At 52.4% G+C, this 19043-nt stretch carries 3 protein-coding genes; all 3 read right to left on the reverse strand.

The genetic code is table 11. The annotated features are described in order from the left end of the window. Positions 1-267: 267 nt before the first annotated feature. The 3 genes from AABA21_RS13320 to AABA21_RS39385 are packed head-to-tail and all read right to left on the reverse strand — an operon-like array spanning position 268 to position 17899. Positions 268-10290: a Tc toxin subunit A-related protein gene (locus AABA21_RS13320; protein ID WP_338250714.1), complete on the reverse strand. Its 10023-nt coding sequence runs from the start codon at positions 10288-10290 to the stop codon at positions 268-270. A gap of 51 nt (positions 10291-10341) precedes the next feature. Then, complete coding sequence (locus AABA21_RS13325; protein WP_338250716.1) at positions 10342-17430, reverse strand: SpvB/TcaC N-terminal domain-containing protein; 7089 nt, start codon at positions 17428-17430, stop codon at positions 10342-10344. After that, positions 17357-17899 (reverse strand): TIR domain-containing protein, encoded by a 543-nt coding sequence (locus AABA21_RS39385; RefSeq protein ID WP_420917155.1) that lies wholly within the window; start codon positions 17897-17899, stop codon positions 17357-17359. The genes AABA21_RS13325 and AABA21_RS39385 overlap by 74 nt, the downstream gene beginning before the upstream one ends. Positions 17900-19043: the final 1144 nt, after the last annotated feature.

The raw sequence follows: 19043 nt of genomic DNA on the forward strand, positions 1-19043 counted from the left end.
AAGGATGACCTGCAACGTTTATGGATGGGCCTGATCTGTGGTGTCTTTGCGGCTCTGCAACTGCACGGAGGGGAGAAGGTGGGGTTTCCATAGTAACTGGACAAAAACCAACGTGAAGCCTTGAGGATTGAAGACTGATGTAGAGGACCAAGGGTCCCTGCAACCTGACATAAATCACCATTAGTGATGAGCTGATGAGTCACAGAAACATATCAGCCTGGTAACCGTGAAAAAGCGGGGCCAGGCTGATATTTCGCTAAACGGCGGCTACATGGTCCAGTCTATCTCTCCTTGATAGCAGAGAATACATTCGATATTCTGGAAGAGAGCTGGATCTAACACGCCATTTTTGAGTAATGCTTGCGGCACTTTTGTGAGATCGACATTGATTATCCAATCACCTACAAACTGGTCAAGTGGAGGATTGAAGGATACCGTAGCAATGCTGCTATTCAGGGAAACCGGCGTCGCGCTGCCATTGCCTATTTGGAGGCTCAAGAACGCTGCGGCAGACGGGATAGTGCTATCGGGAACAGTGAGCTTGAAGTAGACGTTTTCCAGCTTGACACTCGTCAGATGCGGCGGGATAATCTGGTTGGAGATGCCAACCTTCAATTGCTGACTGTTCTGCCCATTCTGTGTGGACACAAAGCTATGCCAGGCTCCCGGATAACTCTGGTTGAGATTCAGGTAGTAAGCACCCTCGAACGTTGTTAATAGCTCCTGAACTTTCTGCGTAAACAGGCTATCTCCGGCATCCAGGGCCGTATAACTCAGATGAATGATTATGTCTGAGAGGTTATCGAAGTCAATACGATTGGTTGCTTTGGGCAGGCGCAACTCCCATGTCGAAACCGCACCGGTACCTTCAAAGGGCAAGTAGCGCTCATCCCTGAAATTCAACTCGAACAGGCCGCTATCATTGACACCCCGCGAGAGCGCGATCTTCTGGTTCCGTCGCCAGTTGCTCCTCAGTATCGATGTGTCGGGCTGGTTTCCCTGGCCTGTCAACAAGTAGGCAACAGCATTCTGATCCGCTTGCACCACTACACGGTTCGAGAGCTGCGTTAAGGTCGCGTTGATGTTCTGATAGGGGCCGATGATGGCCGGGATGGAGATGTCTATCGTCTTGATCTGACGACAATAGTGTCCGGGGAAATCATAGTCGAAGAGCTTTTCGCTCAACTGAAACTGACATTTCCCGCTGTTCTTTAGATCAAGGAATGCTTTCGGATCTAGCCGGAGCAGAGAAACCGTTTTTTCAACCTCCAGGCGTCGGCTATTATGCTCAAGGTAGGCTTTCTCTAGCTGGCTTAACCCGAAGAGCAAGCCCTCACCGGCGAGCAGTCCCTGCTTCAGGCTATCCCAATAGTCGAAGCTAATAAATGTGTCGTCACGATTCAACTCGTACTGGTACGCTGTCTGGACCGTTAATGCAACCTCCAGCGCCAGCTTAAACATTTGGAAGTACAGCACTGAGAGGCGATTGAGCATCCACTGGTACAGATCCTGATTGGAGAACTTTCGCTGCAAGAACTCCTGGATTTCGTTGGCCTGCTCGCTGCTCTTCTGCTGGGTAGCTAGTTCCGACGAGGCGATATCTGCGCTGAGTTGTGCCGCGACGATCTGCTTATTGATCAGATCAATATCGTCTTGCGCCATTTGCAATTGGAATTGCCACTCCTGCATCCTGCGCGCATACTGAGCCATTGTTACGGCCAGCGAGGAGCCCAGGTTGAGCGTATTCGCTATCCGTCCCGAGGCATCAGCAAGGGCCGCAATCACTCCGCCGGGCGAAACTCCACCATCGGCAAGACCGAAAATGGTAGGTATAGCATAAGCAGGCGAGGCAATCGTATTTAGAACTGTGGCGAGCGTTTCAAATGTGACGGCGCTGATGAGCAGGTTCTGGCTGTCTTGCTCGCCTGAGGTAAGCCCTCTCGTAACCAGGTCCTGATAGTAGCCCATACGATGCTGAGCCGCTGTCAAGCTCTGGTTGAGAGAAGCCAGCGTGGCGTTCGCTTCGTCAAGTTGCTTCTGGCGCGTCGTATTGAGCAACTGCTGAATAACGGTCTCCTGGGTCGCGCGTAAAAGCGAGAGCTGTTCAACATCTTTCTTCTCCAGCACGCTTAACAGCGTCGATCCCAGCTGGATCAGCGTCGAGGTGATGTTCTTTGCCCGTTCCAGCAGCGCGTCGAAGCGATAATGCGGCACCTGCGCTGAGAGTCCGGCGACCGCGCTCAGCGGAATATTACTCGCGGCCGCGCGTACAAGATCGGCAGGATTGAGCGGCGGCTCGAAGAGGGCCAGTTGCCGGAACGTGCCCGCGATGTTTTGACAATGCCGAATCTTATAGAGCCGGTCATCAACGCGGTCCCAGTAGGCCGTAAACTGATTGTTCTCGCCAACACAGAAGTACGCGTCTATCATATTAAAGGCCGGGCTGGTGACCGTGGCCGTATTGCTACTGACCATCGGTTCAAGCTCCAGCAGAAACTGGGGGATATTCCCGCTGCTATACTGAGCCTTGATATCCGCAAACGTTTTGGGCGCGGGCGGCGAGCATTGCCCCACGCTCTCGGGACGCGGGCCCAACAGATCGTAGGCCAGCAGATAGAGCAGCGTGGCCTGGGTGATCGACTCCCAGGAATCCTGTGTAAAGAGAGAATCGCCCCAGTCCAGCAGATTATCGATATACTTCATCACCACGGCCTTTTGATAGGCTCCCAGGCGCAATTGGGCAATCGCATCGGGATCGAAGGGATCATCATTATAGGCCATCAGCGCCTGGCTGTCCTGCAGCAGCGCCTCTAACTTCTGCTGCGAATTATCGCGGAAGGGGAGATAGCGCCAGAAGCGATCTGCTGATTGATCACCGGCATTGAGCAGCGCCTCCTCTGGGCTGAGCGCGTAGTTCCAGATGCGCAGCTCGGCAATTTTGCCATCATAGAGCGCGTTATCCGGGATATCCTGCCCCACGACCACTTTGGAAACGGGGATGAGCGGCCGGGTTTTGCCCGTCTCCGCGTGCCAGAGCTGGCCATTGAGATAGATCTTCATCTCTCCCAGCGCGGTATTTTTGGTAAAGGTCCAGTGTGTCCAGGTTCCTTTATAGTCCTGGGGGCTGGCTTTGTAAGCGATCCGGTCGTATCCACCGCTCATATCGCAGCCACAATCGAAGTAGATGTTCTCATCCGACCACGGCAGATGGATATTGAGCGCTCGCGATGTGCCATCACTGCCAACGGCATAGATGACCGATCCCATTTTTGGCAGCGACGCACCACCATAGGCCCAGAAACTGACCGTAATTTCTGATCCGCTGGGGACGCTCGCGGGTGGCAGCGAGGCACAGCTACCCTGGACCCCTAACTGCAAAACGGCGCGAGAAGGGGTGCCGGGGAAGTCGCTGACCGTTTGCCAGCTCGCGGTTCCCTGGATGGTACCATTATGGCTTCCCACCGTATCCACCAGAGCGGTCCCGCTCCCTTCGTTAAACGACCAGTAGCCGAGCAGATTTTGCGCATTAACCGCTTTAAATGTCTGTGTAGGATTAAAGATGTAATGGTACCACTTCTGCGCTTCGGCAAAACGCTGATTCGTGTTCAGGGCATTTGCCACGAGCAGAGGAATATGGAAAAAGATTTCCTGGAAGTAGAGCCCATAGGGGCCACGGAAGTCCAGGGCATTCGTTGTGGGAGCGATGACCGCGCTGGATGGCTGGAATCTTGTGAAGTCCAGCTCAAAGATTGCCTGTGCCTCTGGCGTCAAAAGCTGATCCACGCCACCAACCAGGACCCTTTGACTCAACTGGCGCATCACCGTAGTTGTCAGACGGGTGAAGGAGAATTTGAGGCCGCTTAGCGTAGAGGCATCACGCGCGCCAGGATAGCCCAGGGCAAGAGCGCCGCGCTTGATTCCGGGAATATTTATCTCCTGCACGCCCAGACCATCGCTAAGCGGTTTGAGCACGTTGGCCTGGGGAACTATAAGGAATGCTTCGTCGCCATTATCAAACGTCATCCAATCAGCCTGATTCTTAACCGTCAGCGCTACAGCATTCTGTCCCGAGACATCTTTCAGCAGGGGACTGTCGCTGGCTGCCAGAACGAGAATCTGCTCGGCACTGAGTACGGTATCCCAGATGTGGAGCTCCGCGAGTTTCCCATCATAACCGTTGCCCACCATAATCTGGGTGACAGGTACCAGCGGTCGAGTTTTGTTACTCTCGGCATACCAGAGCAGGCCGTTGAGATAAATCTTCATCTCCCCGAGGCTGACATTCTTGGTAAAGGTCCAGTGTGACCACTTTCCTTTATAGTCCAGCGAATTCGCTTTTTTTGCGATCCTATCAAATGTCCCAGATGTATCTACGCCGCAGTCAAAGTAGACCATCTCATCACTCCAGGGGAGATGAACGTTGACAACGCGCGTGCTGGTTCCGGCTGAGTTTGAGGCCGTCGCAAAGAAGACCGAGACCGCCTGTGGCAGCGAGGGGCCACCATAGGCCCAGAAGCTAAGTGTGATCTCTAAGCCAACGGGGATACTTGTTGGCGGCAGGGAAAGATAGTCTCCCTGCGTTCCAAATTGGAGCGCGGAGCGGGTCTGCGTTCCGGGGAAATCAGTCACCGTTTGCCAGCTGGCCGGGCCCGTAGTTGAACCGTCATGGCTACTTGCCCTGTCATACAGAACGGTCCCGGCACCCTCGTCCAGCGGCCAGTAACCAATCAGGTGATTCAGCAAAGCTCGATCAGTATCCGCCATATAGCTCGCGTGCAATGGCGGAGAGACGGTTCTGGCTGTAAGAGTGGTACCATCCACAATCCCAACAACCGCTGATGATGCTACCGATGAAAAAATGTCCACCGTGTTTCTATAGATGCCACTTATCCCCCCCGCGAAAAAGGCCTGGCCGCCTGCTGAAGTTGCCGCCAGCCCGCTGCGTGCCAGCGAGAGCCGGGCAATGCTCCATTGCCCACTCACGACATTGTAGATATCTACCACGTCGCTCAATCCACTGGCGCTCAACCCTCCCGCGAAAAGCACCACGCTGCCGATAGCCGTGGCCGCGAGCTGGTAGCGAGGTTGGGAAAGCCGGGTCATGCTCCACTGCCCGGTGCTGGCATTGTAGATGTCCACCACGTCGCTTGGCCCACTGGCAGACGAGCCCCCGGCAAAAAATGCCTGATTGTTTGCTGCCGTAGCGGCGGCCTGGTAACGGGGCTGGGAGAGCCGGGCTGTGCTCCATTGTCCATTGCTGGCATTGTAGATGTCCACCACGTCGCTGAAGGTATTACTGGCAGCCATTCCCCCGGCGAAAAGGGCCAGATTGTTTGCGGAAGTGGCAGCCAGACCACTACGCGGCTGAGAGAGCTTCGCCGTGCTCCATTGCGCGGTGCTGGTAGAAAAAATGTCCACGACGTCGCTCAGGTTGCCGCTAGCATTGTTATTCAAACCGCCCGCGAAGAAGGCCTGATTGTTGGTTGCGGTAGCCGCGAGCTGTAAACGCGGCTGAGAGAGGGTCGCGCTACTCCATTGCCTGGTGTTGATATTGTAGATGTCTATGGTATTGCTGGGCTGATAGTCCGCGCCCTGTCCTCCGACGAAAAAGGCCAGATTGCCGAGCGCGGTAGCGGCCAGCCAGGTGCGCGGTTTAGAGAGCTGCGCGCTGCTCCACTGCCCTGTTGTGCTATTGTAGATATCTACAGCGGCGCTGAAGCCGACGCCGCTATTATATCCCCCAACGAAAATCGCCAGATTGCCAACCGTGGTAGCGGCGAGATCGCTGCGACCCTGGGAAAGCCCGCTCGACGAGGTTACTGCCTGCACTCGGGCCTGTGGCAGGAGCAGATATCTGTTCTCGGTCGCGGCATCGCTGCTCAGTGTAATCGCTGGCAGCAGCGAGCCATAGCCCTGAATGCCATTTTGCGTGGCAAGATAGCCTTGCTGTAGCCCTTCATAGGTCTGCCGATCAAATTGGGTAATACCGGGGTCCTGGCTGGGAGCTGCCGGGATGGGCGGAGACGCGGTTGGCAGGTCCGGGATGTCTCCGAACATGACCAGGAGCTGTTCCGGTTGCGTCCCCGTCTCGCTCAGCGTCAGCGGATAGACCTTTTTCCAGAACAATCTTTCGGTATCGATATGAAAGTCAGGTATACTTGCATCCGTCGAGGTCACATCAATAATAATGTCTTTGGCAAGCGTCTGGGGCTGTCTCCATTGCTTGCTCTCCGTCTGAAGGATGTACTTAATGGTGGCCTTCTGGACAGTTGTGCGCTGCGCCTGGTTGTTGGTGACCGTTGATTGCTGCGCCTGGGAGCTTTCCACCCAGAACACAAAGAGGCGATTAAAGGCAAAGGCCGGCGCGATATACTCGGCGTTGATGTTGACGTCGATCTTAGACCACGGGGTCCAGGTGGGCACGGGCGCGGTGGGATAGCGACATTCGCGGTAATAATAGGTAGCAGGCTCGCTGGCGGTTCGGGCAAAGAGGAAAAGGGTGTCGATGGCATCCTGGTCGTTTGTCTGCTCCAGCTGGCAGCGATAGCTGGCAACGATATTGAGCTTCGCCAGTTCGGCGAATTTGTCAAAGTAGTGGATATAGGCCGTCTCAACCAGTTCTTGCGTGATATCGGCCTGTAAAAGTTCGGATTCGAGCTGCTGGAAGAGATCGGATTTGTTCTTCCTGAGACCCGGATCAAGGTAGTTTTCTGGATAGAGGAAGACTTTGCGATTGGCCTGCCAGATGCTGTAATTCATCATCCATTCCCACCATACGCTGGGGATACCGATGCTTGTCACGCCCGGCTCCAGGTTCAGGCGGCAGCGTTGCAGGTACATTTGCAAGGAGAGAATCCCCTGCTTGATGAGCGAGATGGAGGCGCAGCCGCTCATTTCTACGTCGATCAGCAGGTATTCGGTGAGCGCACGGAGATTCTTCAGACCCAGTTTCCATATGAGAAAGCCGGCCAGGGCGCTGCGTTTTCTCTCACTGATAGCCCCTAGAACCTGGCTATTCACCACCGCCCAGTCATCATCGTTATACCTGGCCTTGATTGTATCGACGATTCCGCTGGCGGCGCTGGTATAGCTGGCCCAATTGTTCTGCACAGGCAGCGTGGCGAGCGGCAGGATCTGATCATGGAAGGCAATGTTCACGCCCAGCGAGGTGCTCAGATCGAAGACTTTCTTCAGCAGGACCAGGCCATCCACGGTTGTCAGTACCTGGGGCAGATTCTGAAAATGGCCGCTGACTACTTCCTGGATCTGCGCTTCGAGCCAGCCCGTAATCGTTGCCAGCGTCGTTGTCGAGGCCGATGCGCTGGCCAGATACGCCAGTAGCTGATCCTGTGTATCCTGAAACGCGGCGGCCAGTTGCTTGAAGGCGGCAAGGCTTTTCAGGTTGTCAACGCTCATGGACAGGAAATCTGTCGCGATACCATAGCTCGCAGGCGCGGTGCGCAGACTGGCGATCTCACTGCTTTTAAGCTGCAATTTTTCAGCCAGCACCAGCCCCCGTGAGAGTGCATCCAGAACTTGCCCAACATATTTCAGCGTATCGGCACTCGGCACGGGCGCTAAAAAGACTTCGATATAACTATGCATCCCTGTTGGAAGCGACGAGCTCAGGAGGCGATTGATGATCTCCAGCAAGGCAGTTACCCGATCCACTGGACTACTCACAAAGGTCGCCAGTTGCTGGAGAAGTTTCTCTTTCCACTCATCTTCGAGCTGTTTGAAGGTGATCTGCACAATTTCTTGCGGATAGGCTGCTTGCAGGAGGAGACGGTTGAGTTTCTGGATCTCGTTCTGTGACAATACTGTATCGGCCTGCAAGAGAGCTTTGACCGGGTCCGGGATGCTCAGCCCGGAAAAAGTGGCAGCTTGATAGAAATCCGGTCGTTGCAAAATGCCATTGAAGGCCGTGAGCAGATCGGACTTCACCTGGTCCGTCAGCTTTGTCGCATCGGCGGCAACCTGCGTGATCACCTGCTGAATGCTGGTAGGCAGCAGGCTCCAGACGCGTTGTCCGGGACCGGCCTGTGCCGGATTATTGAGCTTCTGCGTCAAGCTCGCCCAGTCCAGGATATCCTCCAGCGTCAACACGGGCTGCGGATCAATGCCAAGGGCCAGTAGCACCTGCAAAAACGTCGGGATGCTGCTGGCCTGGTACTTACCGGCAACATATTTGCTGGGCGTGCCACGTAGGATATAGGCCAGCTCATAGACGCTGATTCCTATACTGCGCAGCCAATCCACGGTATCGAGCAGCGAGAGAAGATCATCGGGTGCGAAGACGGGCTGAAGCTTCCCGGTCAGGTTCAAGAGCAGCAGATACGCGTCAAGTGGCAACTGGAGCAGTGCCGCGAGCCGGGAATGGCGGTACAGCAAAGAGAGATTCTGGACCGTGAAATCCAGCTGTCCCCCTTTCCCAAAGGTTGCGATCAGCAACGTCAGATCATCCAGACCCACGCGTAAGCCGGAGGCGATTCTGCTGCTGCCGCCGTTGGCCGTGGTGAGAACTGCATCGGTATAAAGCGGATTAAGAGCATTTCCTTGCGTATCCACATACTGCGGATGGTAAGGCGCTTGCCGCCCCAGCAACTGTGGGTTAGTGAAGACAATATCAAACGGAGCCTGAGAAGCACCAGACATACCCACACCGGTCGTTTTGAGATCAGACCAGAAGCTAGAGAGTATATTGAGAGGCAGCTTGAGGCGCGCCTGCAACTGTTGGATCTTCGCGATCTTCTGGATAAGATCCGGGGTAATCTCAGAAGCCTGGAACGATTGGATGGTCCAATCGAGATCAGCAAACGACCAGTTGAGTTTTCGGCTCAGACGGATAAAGCGCTGGAGCCGATCGAGCGTCGGTAGATCGAGGTTCGCGATGGTATCGGAGCCATCGGTCGCGAACTGCAGCGTTTTCCCGGCGCTCAATTCTTCATTGATATAGAACGCGTGCGCGATCGTACTATGATCCAACTCAGCCTTCGATAGATTCTGGTTGAGTAGATCCTGCAGATCTTGCCGGGACAGCCCGGTCTGCGCCAGAAATGTCTCCTGATTGGCAAGGATGCTCGGATCATTCGCTGAAACCGTAATCCCATAGGCAGTGCTCAGGTCAGCCGCAGTAGGTTTCGGCGTCGTGATCAGCGCGTACTCTTCAAGTGAGAGCCGCAGCGCTTCTCTGGCGACGGCTTCCTGCGAGAGATTGAAGGTGCGATAGACGGTTGCCAGGTCGGTATTCAACTGTCCCAGATAAGCCCGGATCTGCTCCAGCGGGAGATTAAAGGGCAGATTAAACGGATAGCTCGCGCTCGCCAGGGCCTGATAGGTTGCATTGCTGGCCTGGACAGGATCTGTCTGCGCGCTTGTGCTCAAGGAGAGCGTATTGGCGATTTTGAGCGCCAGAATATCATTCACAACATCGAGGAAGAGCACAAGATTATTGGTATTTTCACAGGTAAGCGCGATCTGCGCCAGGTCGGGACGGCGCGTGCTGAGCTTGAGGCTCGGGGGAATACTGGCGGCATTGGGGGTCGTAATATACTGATCAACGATGCGCATCAGATCTACAAAATAGGCGGCAGGGCCAAAGATGGAGGCGCACTCGTCACAGGTGCAGAAGTTCAGACTGCCAAAAAGTTCCTGGTAATCGGGAAATTGCTCGAATTGATAGATGTCACTGCTGATATTGTTAACCTGGAAGCTGCGGAAATAGGGTGAGGCGACGACGTTTTGTACATTGGCCCACAGCAGCGCCGTTTTTGTGGCGACCGTCGTGGCATCCTGGTGAAGCTGCTGAGCGGCCTCAACGCCTCCCACTGCCGGGGCAAATTGCTGCACAAACTGCTGCGCCGGGATGGCCGCGATCGCGTGCGCCGAGTCCAATGCTGGCGCTTGAGCTGTACTGGTGGCAGGTGTCGGGGCGGCAGGTGCGGCCTGAGCGGGCAAGGCACTGACAGGAGCCGGAGGCGCGGGCTGAGCCGCTAGAGACAGCGTTGCCTGCACCTGCTCGGTGGCCGGCAACGGTGCAGCTTGGGCAGATACAGCGCTCTGCACCGGCGCGACTCCCAGCAATGCCATCGCAACGTTTGGGTCAGGGTTGAGGCGAAGCAAGCGCTGATATTTTTTCAACAGATCAACGATGCTTGCCTGATCCAAACCGTGCCAGTTCAATCTGGACAATGCGGTCTGGTCGCTCAGGTTAATGTGCAAAATGTCGAAATCCGCGTTTTGCTTGTAAAAGGTTGTCAGACGGTTATCTGTAATGGTGATGGGTTGCATATGTGCTCTCTCCTATCTGGTTTGAAATGAAATTCAAGCCCTGTTATTTTTCTAAAAATACTCTTTTTCTTTACTTAAATCGAAAAAATCTCTAATTGAATCATTTTCTTCTTGAATGTCATTATCACCCGATAGATTAAAACCCACTGCTTCAGTCAAATCTCTAATACCTCTCAAATGGTCCGATCCAGATATAGCAATGTATGCACCTTTTAACTCTCTTAATATTTTCGAAGAAAAAATATCGTAATAGAATATACGATTAGTAGAGTCATCTCTACTTTCGCTATATAGGTAATGTTGATCTGTGGCAAAAGTGGAGATTTCTGTATCTATTTGTTTTTTAACATCTTCTGGTACTTCTTTATCAATAGTATCACCACTTATTTGCAATTTGGTATAATCAAGAAGTACAATTCTAATTCCATTTTTTATCGCTTTTTCAAATAATTTACTTATGCTACCTCTTACTTCTGAAGGATTATCTGAAGCATTATAATGTTCGAAAAGGAGCGCATTCTCAGTGAGTGTAAGGTTTTCAAAGAATTTTTGTTGTACATTGGTGAGCATCTCGCGTTGCTGCCTATCGGTAAGCTCTTCGATTTTCTGCTGGCGTGTAAATGCCTTGTCTAAAGCATCTTGAAAAGTCGAACTGGCATGGAGCGTTTTATCAAGTGATCTTCCTATCTCTACTCCAGGAGGAAGTTCATAAGCAAGAAAATCGTAATGTAACTTTTGGAAATTTTGTATATTTTCCTTTATAAAATTTCTTGCTATTGGGTTAGTGTGTTTTTCTCCAATAATAATATTAGGAGGTGTTTGAGGTAAAGATGGTTGTATTTGGGATTCTCCTTTTTCTTCTACTTTATCTGTTATCATCCTGCCATCCCCGTCCCGTGATGTAATCGGGTTGTTTCCAACAAACACATACAGATTCGGCCCATCCACAGTACCTAACGGATCGGGACTCATCCACCTTCCCAACCAGGGCGCATAATAGCGAGCACCATAGTAATAAAACCCTGTCATGCTATCACGCTCTTTCCCTGAATAGCGGTACTGCTTCAACTCCACCTCGCTCGCATTCTGTCCGGCGACCAGGGCTGTGCCACCATAGGGGAAGTACTCTTCGTAGCTGATAATCTGGCCATTCGCGTCTACTTCCAGTGTTGCCGAGCCCAGGTGATTGTCTAGCTGATAGCGCAATTGTGGATTTGCGGCTCCGGCTGGCGGTGTGCCCTGCGTCCACGTGATACGCGTTGTGACTGCCCGTTCGCCGTCCAGAACGCGCAGGGAGTGCCGCTCTTCTGTCACGCTGCTACCTTGCGTGATGCGCCTGATTTCCAGCGAACCCAGGTAGAGCGTTTCCTCGATATGCGCAACCGTTCCTCCATTGCCGTATTGTTCGCTCACCTTACGAACGCGATTGCCTGTACCATCGTAGACATAGTATTCTCCATCGGAGGGCGCATTCTGGCGTGCAATGACTGTCACACTGGCAATATTGTTGCGGTAATTCCAGGCCATAGCCAGCAATCCGGGCATCTGGATCTGATTGCCGTTGCCATCGAAAGAGGCATTCACGATTACAGACTGGTTGGTTAGCTGGCTATCAACCGCTCGATTGCTGCTGTCTGAAACCGTCAGCGTGTACGTCCAGTTGTTTGCCCCCTGGTGCTGGACGGAGTACAGGTTGCCAGCGTCATCGTAGGTGAATTGCTGGCTGTAGTTTTGTAGTGCCTGCCCATTGTTGAGCGGCTGGAGGGGCAAGATCAGGTTGGCGTTAAAGCCGCCTTGCTGCTCATCCTGCTGTGAGATGGCCGGATGCTCTCGCCCCGTGGCGGCAATCAGACGATACAGGGCGTCATAGGTGTAATCGGATGCGGGGTTGACCTGCTGATTGGCGTTGAAAACCGGTTCCTGCGCGGCGTCGACGATGTGTGTGATGTTGCCTACCGGGTCATAGGTATAGCTCAGGTCTTGCAGCTTCTTGCTATCGCTTAGACGCGTCGTTAGAATATGCGTCAGCCGGAAGGTCGTCGGCTCGTACGCGTAGCTCGTTGTGACGCCATTGCCATAGCTGATGCTTTGTCGCTGATTTCTGGCGCTATAATCGATGCTCTGCACATAGATTTCCGGTGCAGCTCCGGCCTGAGGGCGTACCTGGATCTGATTCAGCCTGCCTGAAAGATGATAGGTCGGTTCTGAGATATTGCCGTCTGAATTCGTTGCTGCCGTAACGCGGCCCAGTGAATCATACTGATAGATTTCCTGGTAGCTCGTCGGTTGTAGCAAGGTCTTGAGAGTTGCAGATGAAACGTCGTTCCAGTTGGCCTCCTGCTTATAATCCTGTCTCAGTTGCCTGCTGACTTGCAGGGGTTGCCCCGTGATGCTATAGGCACTGTTTTGCAAAACTCCCGCCTGATCGTAGCGCTGATACAATTGGCCGCGCAGATTCATCTTTTCTGGATTGGCCACGACGGGTTGCCCCATGCCATCCAGACTCTCTCCATAGACCATTCTTTCCACGATCTGATTGATAGGTGTGCTCCCATCACCACCCTGCACGCTTATGGTCGTGGGGCGGTTGAGGGCATCATAGAGTACGCGTAGCTCGAAGTCGCGTGCATCTCTGCTATAAATGGGATTGCCTATGACGTTAGAGAGCTGCCAGCGCGTGCCCACGTCGGCGCTGACGGTTTTCAGTGCCACACCTGTCATTGTATAGCTCATGCGGAAATTTTCTTTGCCAGCGGCATACAGGCGCGGATCAGCGCTGGCGAGCTGGTTGCCCTGGATATCCCATTCGTAATGCGTTTTAAGTTGTGTTCCTGCCTGCTGAATCTCCAGCACGACGCGCCCCAGGTTGTCGAATACTCTTGTAGTGGGCGTATTGTAAAACATGGCCGCCTTCTGCAAGGCCTGGCGCTCATCCTGAAAGTCTGGTGCTTGATTGTTGATATTGCTCTTGTAATAGGTGGAATCTTCGATGGTATCGTCCTCGTCGTAGAACGTTTCTATCCAGGGAGTAAATTCGGTTTTGCGCAGAAAACCTTTCGCCGTCTCGACGCGTATGAGACGCCCCAGTGGATTGTAGAACAGCGTCGGAGAGACGCCGAACATATTCAGGTGTGGATTGTCGACATACTGGTACGAGGCAATATAATACGGCTCATACTGTTTGACTGGGTTGCCTTTATTGTTGTATACAGTGCGCCCGGAGGTCAGCCAGCGTACATTGGCCGTGGCCTCAGTGATTGTCCCGTCCGGGTTGATGACATGTGCCAGTCCTGCCTCGACCTGCATGGTGCTTTGCTGTGCACGCCCTAATCCATCGCTATAGCTGATAGAGATCTGGATCGGCGCTGAAGTTCTGACAGATGGATAGTTTGTGGCAAGCAGGTTGACGGCATGTGCTGGAGCCTGGCTCTCGTCCCAGGCAAAGAGATCATAATAGAAATAGCTGCTCGCTCCTTGCAGATACTTTTGCGGATTGGCAATGACATCGTTCATCCCTGGCGCTACTTGCAGCTGATAGTCTTTTAGTTGCATAAAACCTACTGCCTGACCGTTCTCCATCCCATAAAAAGAACTGACTACGACCATGCCCAGCGGATCGCATAGCACCTCGGAGATATTGCCGTTGCTGTCGCGCAACTGCTGCGGAGTTAAGGCCTGATAATCAACTACCTGCACGGTCATCTGATTATTCAGCGCATCTGTAACTTTGACGGGCAGCAAGTTGTAGCTGTCATAGGTGTAGCTTGTGGCATGACCGTAGGGATCGGTGGTAGCGCTGGGCAAGAAGAACTGGGATGCGTCCAGATATGATTCGCTCAGCCCCGGATTCCACCAGTACATTTGTGTTGGATCAAGCTGATAGCCTCCTTCTTGCGCAAGTAGAGCATCCAGAGCATCGTTCGTGAGCGCACCGGCAAAGGCCTGTTCAGCCTGGGCCGACGAGAACACGGCCTCTTCAGTGTGTGCCAGCAAGGCCTGCGAACTCACCTGACCCAGAGGATAGGGCAGCTTCTGCTCTGGAGACCAGTAGTAATGGCGCTGCCAGCTCAGCAGCCGGGCGGCTGCCGTGCCTGCAACTTGATTCAGATATGCCCCGATCTGTTCAATGGTAACGTATGTCTGCCCCGACATGAGTGCGAGGCCAGTGATTTCGTATGTCTTATTCTCCTGAGGAACACCAAGCAGACGTATGTCGTCTCCCGTCTGATTGATAAAACTGTTCTCGCCCGCGACTACCTTCAAACTTAGCTGTTCAGGGAGTTCTGTCCCTGTGGTTTGCCGTCTGCCATAGGTCACAGCACAGGTGTTCAGGATATTGCCATAGTCGTCCACTTTCAGAATGAAGGAGTGATTGACACGTGGATTGTGTGGATTGCGCTCATACGCGTACGTCAGGCTCTCCTGTGCATGGACAAAATATACTCCATACCTGTTTTGTCCTCTGGCCTGGAGGTGCGTGACAGCGTAATTGTTATCAGTGACGCTATAGGGTGCATCCTGTTGCTGTTCTGGCGACATGATGGGTGCTGTCGGTGAGGAAATCTCCTGCCGCAGGACCTGACCTTTGAGGGCACGATAGGCCTCACGCCGCGCGTCAGCGTCGTCCGCAAGCAGCGTAAAGGTGTTTGCTGGCAGGTGGTATGCCTGAGTATCATGCTGAGAATATTCATGCTGATACTGTTGCGAGAGCATACTATCCTGCTCCCATGCCCCTGTATGATACCAGGTTCTGGTCAAAACAGGGGGAACATCGGTCGCTTGAGCATCTGATGACAATGTTTCGGCATCCCACCTTTCTACCAGACCGAAGCCGCGAAACTCGCGCTCGATGCCGTCATAATACCCATGATGATAGGCATAAGTGCTGACCAACCTGGTCTGAGAGATCAGATCAATCGTTTCCGTCTTCGCCACGACCTGTACCGGAAATGGTAGATTGACAATCCAGGGCAGGTTATTCTGCTTATCTTCCAGGTAATAGCGTGTTGAGCTGCAATAGCTAATCGTGGATTGTGCTCCAAGATGGTTGTTGATTCCCTGTAACAGATAAGGTTTTTGTCCCTGGCTAAAATCGTAGCACCAGTGGCGCGGCTGAGGATGATTTTCGCTCAGCAGGAGACTCATTGTTCCGCTGCCAAAAACATCAACCAGTTCGATATCGTTGATGCGGTCCCAGGCGCCAGGCAGAGGGATAGACAGGGGAGAGCTGAAGGAATTGCCGCTTTGATTGAAAAAGACCTCGACATGATCGGGATAGGCATAGATGATATCCGCCGTGCCAGAGCCATCCAGATCCGCCAGAAAGAGCCGGGAAGCATCCAGACCTGCTCCAAAGTGCGGCGCGTTATCCATGAGTACCACGTTCCCGAATTGACCGTAGCCCAGGTTGGGCCAGCACTCGACTTTGCCGTTCGTAATACGCACCAGGTGCGACATGCCGCTGCCAAACAGATCGGCAAACTGTAGTACTTCATTCTTCGCACCCAGTCTGGGCAGCGCAATATCACTTCTCCGACTACGGGTCAACGGCGTTCCAAAGCCACCTGTCCCCAGAGAAGGATAGATAAGCAGTTGCTCGTCACCCAGAAATAGCAGATCCGCCAGGCCATCGCCAGTCATATCCACCAGGTAGTTGTAAGGGTTAGAGAAATCGCTCGGAAAGGAGGGCAACAGCCGAAACTTCTCCCAGGTATGGTCTGACTTTGCTTCGTAATAGCCAGCGCTGACCGAGGTATTTATCAGCAGATCGAGCTGTCCGCTGCCTGTCAGATCGAGCAAACGCAGATTGGTTGGCTGGCTCATACTCTCAATGGGAAGCTCGAAGGGAGCTTGAGTGGGCGCATAGCGCACAGTCTGCACCATTCCCTGATTGTCTTTGCTGTCTTCTGGCTCCCAATACCGTGTGGTGTTGCCATCGCTGTAGAGAACACCAGGAATGCCCTCGCCATAGAGGTCAACCAGCTGATATTCAGGCAAGCGGTTAAGGCCAGGCAAGAACTGCCCATTGCTATCTTGCAACAGCTCGAAGCTGTGCCCGTCCGGCTGAAAGGACGTGTAGGTGAACTCCAGCAGAGGAAAGCTTCTGGTCTGGTAGTGACCGTTTTCATAGCGATAGCCAATGGATTCCACTGCCTGGAGCAGCGATACCGTCGCTGCTTCTTGATAGTGTAAGCGCGTCGCGTGCACAAGGAGAGGATCAGCCCCCAACTCTGCAAAACGATGAAACATGAGGATCTGGCGACAGAGCCGATGGGTACGGATTTCAAAGCCCGCCTGATAGGTCGAAAACGCATCGAGTCGTCTGGTCCAGGGTTGCACCGGTGTATAGGGCGTGGCGTTGGCTGGATCGATATTGTACTCTCCATAGTCAAAAACCACCTCGAAGTGCCATGTCTCTTGTGTGGTTTGCCCTTCCTGAAACGGCTCCATATTGCCATAAGAGATCCGCTTGATATATTTTTTTGCTGTGTGCGTGCGCTTCATTTCAGAGAGAGTATCTGGTACATTATCGTTATTTTCGGCTGTATATTCATAGATACTGTGATTGCCCCTGGCATCAAACATTTCTGCCAGCAGCCATTGAAAGACATGATCAGGATTCTCTGGATCCACGACCTTGCTGTTCTCAGTCGTTCCAAAGAGGCTGGTGGTATTGTCGTTGCTAACCACCCGCCAGTAAGAAGTGCTCCTCTGTTGATCAGTCCAATATTCAATGGTAGCAAATAGTCCTTCCAGGCGGGGGCGATAGGCTGTGATCTTGTACGCAATATTATTGCGGGTCTCTTCGCGCTGGCTGTCAGGAACAGGCACTAAATCTTCAGCAGAAGAGAGCAGAAAAGTATCTGTACCATCGTATCGAGGCAGCCCCTTAGACGTTTTGCGCGAAATGGTGGCAATGGCAAGCCCGAATCCCATGCCGAAAGGCCCATTTCCCGATCCTGAATCATAATCAATGCTCAGGCGTGGCTCAAAGTCACGGCAAGGAGATGTCGGCACAGGTATGGAGAGCGAAGCTGTGCCAGTGAAAGCATCGGCTTGAAAAGTTTCACCTATTCCTTGTATCGCTCCTCCCCCTTTGGGCAGAGAGAGCGGTGTGACTGCAATACGCGTGTTGTTCATCTTTGATTCCTTTTCCCTGGTGTTCTCTCGTCTCTTTGGTTTCTGTGGCCACCAAATACTGAGGAGAGGACAGCCTTTTCCATTTTCTTCTCAAGAGAAGAGTCTCTGGAACAACGATTTTCAACTGTTTAATTAATGGCTGTAAATTTTCTTGCTCCCCTTCATTTAGCTTCCCTTCATCTAGATGATAGGATGTGGCTCTGTGGGGTTTGAAGTCGAAAGGCAAATCTTGATGGGTGCCATAAGCGGTATTAAACAATAATATAATCCGTTCCCGACCTAATTCCGAGACTGCGTATCCAAGCTCGAATACGACATTCGGATTGGGTACTTTTCTACCGTGTTTTGAAGTAGCGTTAATGATACTGACATCGCAAATAAAAATATCTGCCTTCGTTATTTTCTTGAGAATAGTTTGAAGTATATTTGGGCTTCCCGCTTCATCTCTAGTTGCTTCATCTATTTCTATGGTTAACTTTGCCTTAGCAACTCTTTTTTTGCCTTATCAAGAGATTTGCGGATAGCATTTTTATTGGTCTGAGGTAGAAGGTCGTCTTGCCAAGAATAGAAAGCTATACATTTTTTGTCCATGTATTTTGCCCTTTACCATTTGTGTATCATGAACAACATTTACATATATCCATATTAGGCATCAATGGTTATAGAAGTCTCAGTGGATAATATGGAGTTTGGGATAAGAGGAAATGATAAGTGTATTATAGCATGTTATAAATTATTTTACTGTACACGAGAAAATTATATGACTACTTTTTTATGGTGACCTGGGAAAAAACGGTCGGGGAGAAACGGGATAGAAAGCGCGTGGAGAGAGGAAGGAGGCAAGGTGAGGCAGAAGAAGGAGTGCTCAAAAAGCAAAGAAAAAAGCAAACCACATATACATGGAATTGACTGTGCCATGTGTGCGTGAGTGAGTGATACTTGCTACGAGTATTGCAAATGGTGGGAAGAGGCGTGTATTCGTGTGCAGGCACACATACGCTTTTGTATGTGTGAAAAAGTGGTGATGTGCCGTTATGGTTCTCCGTGAGGAGCCACGTGTGTATACGTAAATATGTCGTCGCGTCGCCACATATAGGGCGTATGTGCGTTAGAATGTATTGAGTACCGCTACGAAAGAGTAGATGAGGTTATAGGCAGCGCTACCACTATCGCTAATTAGCCTTTTCTATGCCCTCCCCATGCCCTCCCTATATCGTAGGGAGAGAGGCGCCTGGTTGTGCAGAAACGCAGGGTACTGCATTCGGGAGCGAAGCGTTTTCGTGGATTAGAGTGGTAAACTATCGCCGAAAGTGGTTTCCGGTTTTTCTGGTCCAGCGGGTATGTATAGAGTGAGCAGGTGAAGACGGTGTTTGTTCCTTGCACTTGAACCCTTACCTGCTCCGTTTTCTACTGCTTCCCGATGCCTGGCGACGACTCCTGATTTTGTGCGGGAAATATGACGGTGCAGCGACATATGTGCGTGAATGGAGAGCGGACGAGAGGGGGAGGAATGTAAACGCGAAAATGACATGATCACTTTTTTTCGTGGTGGCCTGGGGAGAAAGAGGGAGAGGGAGAAAAGGGGGAGAATGCGCGTGAAGAGAGAGATGAGG

This window comes from Dictyobacter halimunensis (assembly GCF_036245075.1).

What these genes read in the sequence shown, in the direction of transcription:
- AABA21_RS13325 (WP_338250716.1), bottom strand. Translation starts at nt 17,430, where the DNA reads ATGAACAACACGCGTATTGCAGTCACACCGCTCTCTCTGCCCAAAGGG.
- AABA21_RS13320 (WP_338250714.1), bottom strand. Translation starts at nt 10,290, where the DNA reads ATGCAACCCATCACCATTACAGATAACCGTCTGACAACCTTTTACAAG.